This is a genomic window from Alistipes sp. CAG:29, from assembly GCF_000435435.1.
In the GTDB taxonomy this organism is placed as follows: Bacteria; Bacteroidota; Bacteroidia; order Bacteroidales; family Rikenellaceae; genus Alistipes; species Alistipes onderdonkii.
In genome coordinates this window covers 159108-168356 of sequence record NZ_FR893507.1, presented here as the reverse complement: position 1 = coordinate 168356, position 9249 = coordinate 159108, and the positions used below count along the sequence as shown (strand labels likewise).

The window sequence follows — 9249 nt, the reverse complement described above, 5'->3', positions numbered from 1 at the left end:
GACGCTCTACGGCATCGAGGCCGACGGTGCCTTGCTCGACCTGCCGCCCGCCCCGTCGCGGCTGATCGAGTTCATCGGCGACTCGCACACGTGCGGCTACGGTACCGAGGGGAAAACCGCCTCGGAGCCTTTCACCCCCGAGACCGAGAACTGCGACCTGGCATGGGGCTGCATCGTGGCGCGCTGTTTCGATGCCGATTACGTGCTCACGGCCCATTCGGGACAGGGCGTTGTCCGTAACTGGGGCGACGTGAAGCAGACGTCGGACGTCACCATGCGCCAGCGCATCCTGCGGACGTTCGACATGACCGACTCGCCGCGGTGGGATTTCCGGGGCTACAAGCCCGACATCGTGGTGATAAAACTGGGCACGAACGATTGCAGCACGGGCATTACACCCTCCGAGGCCGCCTTCGGCAAGGCTTTCCGCGAGCTTTACGGCGCCCTGCGCGAACATTACGGCTCCGTGCCGATCCTTTACGTCATCCCCGACGGTGCGGAGGCGTTCTATCCCTATATGCAGTCCGTCATGGCCGGCCTGGAGGACGGCGACCTGCATTGCGTCATGCATTTTACGGGCATCACCAACCAGGACGGCGACCTGGGGGCCGGGTACCATCCCAACCACCGCGGACACCGGAAGTTCGCCGCTGCGGTCATCCCCTACATCTCGACGATCATGGGGTGGGAGATGCCGATGGAGGTCATTCAATAGCTACTGAAACGATGAAAAAACTGTTTTTTACCGTCCTTGCCCTTGCGGGTTTGCTCTGCGCCGCTGCGCAAACCCAGGACTGGGCGAACTTCGGCCGCTTCGAGCAGGCCAACGGCCAGGTGCGCAATCCGAAGGTCGTCCTCATGGGCAACTCGATCACCGAACTGTGGATCAAGACGCATCCTGACTTTTTCGCCGCCCGCGGTTATGTGAGCCGCGGCATCAGCGGGCAGACCACCTCGCAGATGCTCGTGCGCTTCCGGGCCGACGTGCTGGACTTGCACCCGCAGGTGGTCGTCATCTGCGGCGGGACGAACGACATAGCGCAAAATACCGGTTACATATCGCTGCCGCATATCCTGGGCAACCTCGTGTCGATGGTCGAGCTGGCGCGTGCCAACGGCATCGCCCCCGTGCTGTGTTCGTTGTTGCCCGCGCGTGAATTCGGCTGGCGCAAGGAGTTGGAACCCGCGCCCCTGATCATCGAGCTGAACGCCATGATCCGCGAGTACGCCCGCAGGGAGAATGTCCCCTATGTGGATTACCACGCGGCGATGTCCGAAGCGGACGGAGGCATGGTAGCGGCCTATACCTACGACGAAGTCCATCCCACGGCCGCGGGGTACGACGTGATGGAGCAGATTCTGCCGCCCGTCGTCGACGCGGTGCTGAAGAATCCGAAACGGTATCGGCGGCGTTAATAGCCGGCAGGGGCAGAATTATAAGAGGACCGGGGAATGCTTATTTCCCCGGCCCTCTTATTCTTGCAGGCAGATCGCAGCGGCCTTCCGTTATTTAGGCCCCGTTACCTTATTCCCGGAGCAGCAATACACAGCTGCCCGGTGCGCCGGCCTTTATCTTCAGTTTATTCCGCCCGGCGGCCGAAATGCGGATGCCGCCGTTCTGTTCGGCCGTTCCGAAATGCCGCAGGTCGAGGTATCCGGGCAGTGCCAGCGTCCTCTTGCAAGCCCGCTTGCAGTCGATGAAAACGGCCGTATGTCCCCCGGCGCTGCCTTCGTAGCACAACAGGTCGGCATCGTCGGCGATAGGCGTCTCGAACCAGGTGTAGACACCCCGCCAGCAGGTCTTGTCACCGTTCTTGATCCGTTTGTTCCCGATGAGCTTATGGTAGCTCTTGCCGTAGGGCGCATAGATGAAGATGTCGTCCTGCCCGTCCAGCAGCGCGTGGTCTCCCAGCCCGTCGGGCAGCAGCCAGGTCGATTGGTACCCCTGTCTGTTCTTTTCGACGTAGCGCCGGAAAAGGGGGTGCTCCTGTTTGGTGAACGTCGATGCCTTCGCCACTTCCGTCCAGTCCGTGTAGGCCCCGCCCGGGGTGAGTACGTGCGTCTCGCCTTCGAACATCGACTGCATCCCGTAATAGATGGCGATGGTCACGGGCGCGGCGTTGCAGAACCGGTGTGAGGCCGCGACCTCGATGTTGTTGCGGCGGACAGTGTATGTCACCGATTCCCGGCACAGGGTGTCGCGCAGTTCTTCTCCGCCCGCGGCGTTCCGGTAAGGGCGTGTCGGGTCGAGGATTACGTTTTCGGCCTCGACCGTCACCCGATTTGCCCATAGCGTCGTGTCGCCCTCGATGCGGTTGCCGTCGGCCAGCAGGGTGTAACCCTCGCTGCGTGCCGTGCGCGCCGTGCGTTCCCTGTATTTGTGGTTGCCCCCGCACCACCCGCATCCGGGGATGGCGAAAGGCCCGATGTTGTCGCTGTACGTCGAGTTGAGCAGGACGGCGGGTTCGGCCTCGGGCTGCGTGGAGGGAAGCGCTGCCCTGTTGCGCGTGATGCCTACGCGGTAGAACGTGTAGAGCTCGTTGAACATGCACCGCCTGAACCAATAGGTGATATCCGTCCGCCCGTCCAGCTTGGCCGAAATATAGAGGTCGCCGCCCTGGCGTTTGACATACATCGCTTCGGAATAGGGGCGGTTGCATCCTTTTTCCTTGCTGCGCTTGGGGGCATCCTTGCCGGTACAGAGCGCCGTTGCGGGCGCCATGCTGCCCAGCAACAGCAGGCAGGTCATGATTCTCAAATGTTTCATCGTTGCGTTTTTATAGGGAAGCGATGCATCCGGGCGCGTCCCGGATGCATCGCCTGTATACCGGGGTATCCGATGCCCGGCCCGCTTACTTGCGGGTGAGCTTCAGGAAGAGGTCGGGACGGTCTGTGGTGATGAAGTCGACCCGGTTTTCGATGGCCCACATCATGTCGGCCGGGTTGTTTACCGTCCAGACGTTCGAGGCCATCTTCAACGCCTTGATGTCGTTGAGCCACGTCGGGTTGTTCAGGTATACGCCGTAGTTGAAATCGCAGCCCGTCAGCCCCATCGCCTTCAGGTCTTTGGGCAACGTGCCGCCTCCCAGGTACATCAGCTGCGTCTTTGCGGGGGCCAGCCGTGCCAGCTCTTTCATTATGTGGAGTGAGAACGAGATGTAGGTCACGCGTTTCGAAAGCCCGTACCGGCCGACCATCTTCACCACGGCCTCGGCCGCTGCGGTTTCCGCCTCGGGGGTGGCGTGGGGCTTGAGTTCCAGAACGAGGTGTACCTTCGTATCCTTAGCGGCCTCGAGGTATTGCGCCAGCGTGGGCATCGGCTCCCCGTTTTCGAGCTTGAGCGTCGTCAGCACGGTCGAAGGGGTGCTCTGTACCTCGTATCCGTCGTGCCAGCCGTCGTGGTTGAGCACCGGAACGCCGTCCGAGGCCATCCATACGTCAAATTCCACGCCGTACACGCCCAGCTGGTCGGCCTTGAGGAGCGAGGCGATCGAATTCTGTGCCGAGCCGTCGGTGTGCCAGAAGCCCCGGTGTGCGACCACGCGGGTCTTGTTCTTCATCGGGATGCCGTATTTCAGGTAGCGGCGTGCCTGGATGATCCGGGCCAGGCGATCCATCAGGGCCTTGTCTTTCGGGTTGTCCGACTCGTCGAGGGTCAGTACGCCGCGGTTTCCGCAGTAGTAGGCGACGGCCGAAGAGTTGAAGACGTCGTTCTTTTCGAAGTGGTTGATATAGGCCGCCATCCGGTCGTGCGACGAGTTGGGGATCGCCGCCGTGGCCTTCTCGTCGAATTCGAACTCCATGGCCATCCCGTGGCGGCGGGCCGTGGCACAGGCCTCGTCGAGGCGGCTGTCGGGGATCGAGTGGTTGAAGAAGTGGTTGGGCTGCTGGTAGGCCACGTCGAAGCCCAGGCGTTTCCACTCCTCATGGCCTTTGGCCTGCCAGTAGGGAATCCAGTAGAAAAGCTTGCCTTCGGAGTGGATGTATTCGCTCAGCGGAATGGTGAGCTCCGCGCAGTGGTGGGTGTCCTCAGCGACCCAGTAGAAGCCCGAGAGTTCCAGGTGCTTGTATTTGGCGGCCTTGAAACGTTCGACCAGCTCCCCGATGTACCATTTGGTCGCGGCGATCTGATCCTCCTCTTTCGAGAAATCCATCTCCCGGCCGTCAATCTCGCCCCAGTCCTTCTGGCCGCGGATCGCTTCGGGAAGCCCCAGTACGATTTGATGCCTGAAGGCGGGCTTTCCGAGCTCTTTTATCTCCTGTCCGATGCACCGGTCGAGTGCCGAAAGCGACTTGCCCTGCTCGAAAATCCGATCCAGCAGCCACTCCCATTCTGTCCTGCGGGCGTTGAGTTTCTCGTAGCCCACGGTGTAGTTGCGTCCCGAGCCGTCCTTGAACTCGAGGAACAGGAAGCCGTCGAAGAGCCAGTCTTTCGAGCCGTCGGCAAACCGGTGTACGACATAGGGCCGGAATTCATCGACCGTCCAGTCCAGCCGGTGGCTGCCGCCCTGGTAGATCAGAGCCAAATCCTGAATTCCGGTCGTCCGGTAGCCCTGCTCGGCGGCGGGTTTGCCGGACGCGGCGGGCTGTTGCCGCAGCGGGTTGCCGATCACGAACCGGCAGAATTCATGGAACAGTTCTTTGTCCTTTGCGGCCGTCGATGCCCACAGATCGTAAAAACGGTTGGTGCCGTGGTAATAGCTCAGCGGCTTGCTTCCGTATACGCCGTGTTTTTTCGCTCCTTCCATATACTCGCGGAACCTTTTTTTGTAGACGTCGGAGTTCTGCTCCCCCTCGAGGATGTTCTCGTCGAATTCGAATTCCATCGCCAGGTCGTGCGCCTTGATGTCGGAGAAATAGCGTGACAGCGGCCTTGCGCCCTTGTCGTCCCAATAGTGGTTGGGCTGCATGTAGGCGTAGTCGATGCCCATCTCCTTCCATTTGGTGTAGCCTGCGGCACGGTTGTAGGGTATCCAGCAGAAACTCTGGTTGATCGAATGCAGGTATTCCGCAACCTGGGGGATGACCTCTTCCGACTTTTTCAGTTCGTGGCAGTAGCCGTCGCCCGGCGTCACGATCTCCTCGGAGATGGGGTAGAACCCCGCCAGTTCGACGTACTGGTAATTCCCCTCGTCGAAGCGCCTGCGCACCTGGTCGATATACCATTTGCAGGCCGCAACGCGGTCGGCACCCTTGGCGAAATCCATCCGCCGCCCGTCGAGCGAACCCCAGTAGGTCGTCGACTCGCTCGTGTCGTCGTACTTCCGGTAGATGATCGGGTCGGGCATTACCATGACGACCTTGCGCTTGGCCGGGGGCGTGCCCAGCCGCTGTGAAGCCTCCTTTACGGCCGCTTCGAGGGCGTTCACGCCGTTGTCGCCGTCGAACCAGTAGTCGATCAGCTCCTTCCACTGCTGTTTGCCGGCCGAAACGCCCTGGCCCCGCAGCACGCCTACCATGTAGGCGTATTTACCCCCGTCGGGGCGGCTGCTGTCCTGGAATTCGAGGAAGAGGAACCCGTCGAAGAGCCAGTGCTCCCTGCCCTCTTCGTCCACATAGGTCACGAACGGGGTGAAACGCTCCTTGTCCCAGCGGTACGGGGTGCGGTGGTGGCTGCCACCGTAGCACAACACCAGGTCGGTATAGGACGGTATCGCGTCGCGTTCCTGTTCCCAGGCGTACATTTTCGGTTCGGAATTGCGGGTTGCCGGGGCCGCGTCGCCCGTGGGGCCGTTCGCCGCTGTGGCGGGCGTATGGTTTGCGGCCAATGCCGCTAAGAGGGTGCAAAATGCGAAGGTCTTGAGTTTTTTCATCTGTTTACGGGTCGTTAATCGTTATTTGCGCATCGGGTTGTCGAGTACGAAACGGCAGAATTCGTGGTAGAACTCCCTGTCTTTGGCTGCCGTCGATTTCGACAGGTCGTATAAGGCGTTGGTGCCGTGGTAGTAGCTCAGCGGCTTTGTGCCGTAGACATTGTTCAGCCTGGCTCCGGACATGTATTCGCGGAAACGCTTCTTGTAGGTGTCGCAGTCGGGATTGCCCTCGAGGAGCGCCTCGTCGAACTCGAATTCCATGCCCAGGCCGTTGGCCTTGACGTCGGAGAAGAACTGCGACAGCGATTTTTGTCCCTCCCAGAAGTAGTTGGGCTGCATATAGGCGTAGTCTACGCCCAGCTGCTGCCATTTCTTATACCCTGCGGCGCGGTTGTACGGGATCCAGTTCAGGGATTGGTTGATCGCATGCAGGTATTCCGCGAGCGGAGGGATGATCTCGTCTGATTTCTTCAGTTCGTGGTTCCAGCCGTCGCCCGGCGTGACGAGTTCCTCGGAGATGATGTAGAACCCCGCCAGGTCGATATACTGGTAGTTGCCCAGGTCGAAACGCCTGCGTACCTCGTCGACATACCACTTGTAGGCCGCGATGCGGTCTTCGGCCGTCGAAAAGTCCATTTTGCGGCCGTTCAGCTCGCCCCAGTAAACCGTGGAGCCGGGGTCGCCCTTGCCGTTGCCCTTGCCGTCGTAAACCTTGTAGATGATCGGGTCGGGAAGTACCATGATGACCTTGCGTTTGGACGGGGGTGCGCCCAGGCGTGCCGAAGCGTCCTTCACGGCTCCTTCGAGGGCATCCATGCCGCTGCCGCCGGCGAACCAATAGTCGATCAGCTCTTTCCATTGCGTCTTTCCGGCCGAGAACCCGTAGTCCTTCATCAGCCCAACCATGTAGGCGTAATAACCGCCGTCGGGACGGCTGCTGTCCTGGAATTCGATGAACAGGAAGCTGTCGAACAGCCAATGTTCCTTGCCCTGTTCGTCCACGTAGCTCACGCTCGGGGCGAAACGCTCCTTGTCCCAGCGGTACGGGGTGCGGTGGTGGCTGCCGCCATAGCACAGCACCATGTCCGTATAGGAGAGTATCCCGTTGCGGCTTTGTTCCCACGGGTACATCTGCGGGCCGGGGGCGTCGGTGGTGAACCGGACATACTGCATCTGGCTGTATTCGCCCGAGTCGTTGCAGGCCACGGCGAAGACCGTGTAGGTCGTCTGCGCCGCCAGGCCGTCGATCTCGACCGTCGTCCCGGTGTATTGCGTGCCGTTCTGGGCGACGCTCTGCGCCGTTTCGGACGTAATGACCCCTGTGGCCTTGTATATGATTTTGACGGACGTGGCGTTCGTGCGCTTCATGTTCAGCGTCACCGAGTTGGCGCCCGACGATGCGATCGTCATGCTCAGGGCCGGTTTCGGGCCCCCGGAGGGTTCGTCGTCCCCGTCCCCGCAGCCGATGAACGACAGGCAGCAGAGAAGCGTGAAAATGATTCGGTAATTCGTCATGGGATGTCGGTTTTTTTATTTGTTTCCCTTTCCGGAGTGTTGCGTCCGTACCGGGTTGTTCACGACGAAACGGCAGAATTCGTGGAAGAACTCCCTGTCCGTTTCGTCCGTGGAGACCGAGAGGTCGTAGAGGGCATTGCTCCCCTGGTAATAGGCCAGCGGGCGGGTGCCGTAGATGCCGTGTTTCTTTGCATATTCCATGTATTTGCGCATCCGTGCCCGGTATATGTCGCTGTGCGGATCCGCGCTGAGGATCGAAGCCTCGAATTCGAACTCGATGCTCGTCCCGGCACGGTTGATCTTCATGCAGGCGGAATCCAGGTTGTTTTCCGGCTTCCAGTAGTGGTTGGGCTGCATGTAGACCTGGTCGAAGCCGAATTTGCGCCAGTCGTCATGGCCGCGGGCGTCGTAGAACGGAATCCAGCTGAACGTGTAGTTGAGCCGGTGGAGGTAGTCGGCGATCTCGGGGAGCAGGATGTCCGAACGGGTCAGGTGGTAGCTGTACTCCGTGTCGTGCGGCTGGGCGGCGATCTCGCGGATCCAGTAGAACCCGGCCAGGTCGATGTATTTGTAATCGCCCTGGGCGAACCGTGCCCGCACCTGGTCGATGTACCACCTGCAGGCCGCTACGCGGTCTTCGTTGCTGTTGAAATCCAACCGGCGCCCGCCGAGTTCTCCCCAGTAGGTGGTCGTGGTGGTCGTGTCGATGTAGTGGCGGTGGATGATCGGATCGGGGATCATTATGATCACGCGGCGTTTGCAGGGCGCTTTGCCCAACCGGGCGGTGGCCTCCTTGACGGCCTGTTCCAGGGCGTCGGCACAGTTGCCCTTTGTGAAATAGTAGTCGATCAGCTCCTGCCACTGCTCCTTGCCGGCCGATACGCCCGCATCGCGCAGCACGCCCGTCATATACGAGTAGGCGCCGCTGTCGGGGCGGTCGACATCCTGCGATTCCAGGAAGATGAAGCCGTCGAATAGCCATTGTTCCTTCCCGTCGGGGTCGACGTAGGTGACATAGGGGGCGAAGCGCCCCTTGTCCCACAGGAAGGGATTGCGGTGATGGCTGGCACCGTAGCATAATACGGCATCGGTCGTGGTCGCCGGACTCTTGTGTTTCCTCTCCCACGGGTACAGCTTGTCCTTCGGGCCTGCGGTGCCGGTCGGGAGCGTGAAAACCAAGGCTGTTACCACTGCAATTGCTACTGTAAAAAGTCTGCGAGTCATGTCTTGTCGTTTTTATCCGACCCCGGAGCAGTCTCTTCCGTCCGGGGTCAATATATCCGTTTATGGGTTATTTCCTGTCCGTTGTCGGTCGTTGTGCCCGTAACGGATTGTTTATGATGAACTGGCAAAGTTCGTCGAACAACTCCCGGTCGGCCTCGTCGTCCGAAGCGTGGAGGTCGTAGAACCCGTTGGTGCCATGGTAATATGCGAACGGCCGTTTGCCGTAGATGTTGCGTCGTTTGGCGTAGTCGATGTAATCGCGCAGCCGCGCACGGAATGTTCCGCTGCCTTCGCGTGCGTCGAGCAGCGTGGGTTCGAACTCTATTTCCATGCCGATGCCCAGGCTGTCGATCTGTCTGCAAACCTCATCCATGTCGTTCTGCGGCTTCCAGTAATAGTTGGGTTGCAGGTAGACCTGGTCGAACCCGAACTGCTGCCATACGTCGTACCCGCGCGAGCCGTAGTAGGGTATCCAGCTGAACGTATAATCCAGCTTGTGGAGGTAGTCGGCGATATGCGGGAGCATGATGTCCGAGCGGGTCAGGTGGTAGCTGTACTGCGTGTCCACCGGCCGGGTGACGATCTCGCGCAGCCAGTAGAATCCCGCCAGCTCGACGTGTTCGTAGTTGCCCCGGGCGAACCGCTCCCGTACCCGGTCGATATACCATTTGCAGGCGGCTATGCGGTCTTCCTTCCC

At 60.4% G+C, this 9249-nt stretch carries 7 protein-coding genes; 2 read left to right on the top strand and 5 right to left on the bottom strand.

The window, feature by feature from the left end; all coding sequences use genetic code 11:
- Together QVP03_RS13510 and QVP03_RS13505 are read left to right on the top strand one after the other, a co-directional pair.
- Window positions 1–715 (top strand): SGNH/GDSL hydrolase family protein (locus tag QVP03_RS13510; protein ID WP_288210839.1); only part of this gene is annotated, 715 nt, incomplete at its 5' end.
- A gap of 11 nt (window positions 716–726) precedes the next feature.
- Window positions 727–1416, top strand: coding sequence for a GDSL-type esterase/lipase family protein (locus tag QVP03_RS13505; RefSeq protein WP_022333914.1), 690 nt, complete (start codon window positions 727–729; stop codon window positions 1414–1416).
- A 109-nt stretch (window positions 1417–1525) separates the two neighbouring features.
- On the opposite strand, the gene QVP03_RS13500 is transcribed toward QVP03_RS13505, so the two are convergent.
- From QVP03_RS13500 to QVP03_RS13480, 5 genes are all read right to left on the bottom strand, one after another.
- Window positions 1526–2767 (bottom strand): hypothetical protein, encoded by a 1242-nt coding sequence (locus tag QVP03_RS13500; protein ID WP_276792425.1) that lies wholly within the window; start codon window positions 2765–2767, stop codon window positions 1526–1528.
- A gap of 85 nt (window positions 2768–2852) precedes the next feature.
- Window positions 2853–5813 (bottom strand): DUF4855 domain-containing protein, encoded by a 2961-nt coding sequence (locus QVP03_RS13495; RefSeq protein ID WP_022333912.1) that lies wholly within the window; start codon window positions 5811–5813, stop codon window positions 2853–2855.
- Window positions 5814–5834: 21 nt separating this feature from the next.
- Entirely contained in the window at window positions 5835–7328 is a 1494-nt protein-coding gene (locus QVP03_RS13490; protein WP_022333911.1) for a DUF4855 domain-containing protein, read from the bottom strand.
- 15 nt (window positions 7329–7343) lie between these two features.
- On the bottom strand, window positions 7344–8552 hold the full coding sequence (locus tag QVP03_RS13485; protein WP_022333910.1) for a DUF4855 domain-containing protein: 1209 nt from the start codon (window positions 8550–8552) through the stop codon (window positions 7344–7346).
- 67 nt (window positions 8553–8619) lie between these two features.
- Window positions 8620–9249, bottom strand: a 630-nt coding sequence (locus tag QVP03_RS13480) for a DUF4855 domain-containing protein (protein ID WP_288210838.1), incomplete at its 5' end; no start/stop codon positions are given.

Excerpts from the sequence above, each read along its gene's own strand:
- QVP03_RS13485 (WP_022333910.1), bottom strand. The coding sequence starts at position 8,552 with ATGACTCGCAGACTTTTTACAGTAGCAATTGCAGTGGTAACAGCCTTG.
- QVP03_RS13490 (WP_022333911.1), bottom strand. The coding sequence starts at position 7,328 with ATGACGAATTACCGAATCATTTTCACGCTTCTCTGCTGCCTGTCGTTC.
- QVP03_RS13495 (WP_022333912.1), bottom strand. The coding sequence starts at position 5,813 with ATGAAAAAACTCAAGACCTTCGCATTTTGCACCCTCTTAGCGGCATTG.
- QVP03_RS13500 (WP_276792425.1), bottom strand. The coding sequence starts at position 2,767 with ATGAAACATTTGAGAATCATGACCTGCCTGCTGTTGCTGGGCAGCATG.
- QVP03_RS13505 (WP_022333914.1), top strand. The coding sequence starts at position 727 with ATGAAAAAACTGTTTTTTACCGTCCTTGCCCTTGCGGGTTTGCTCTGC.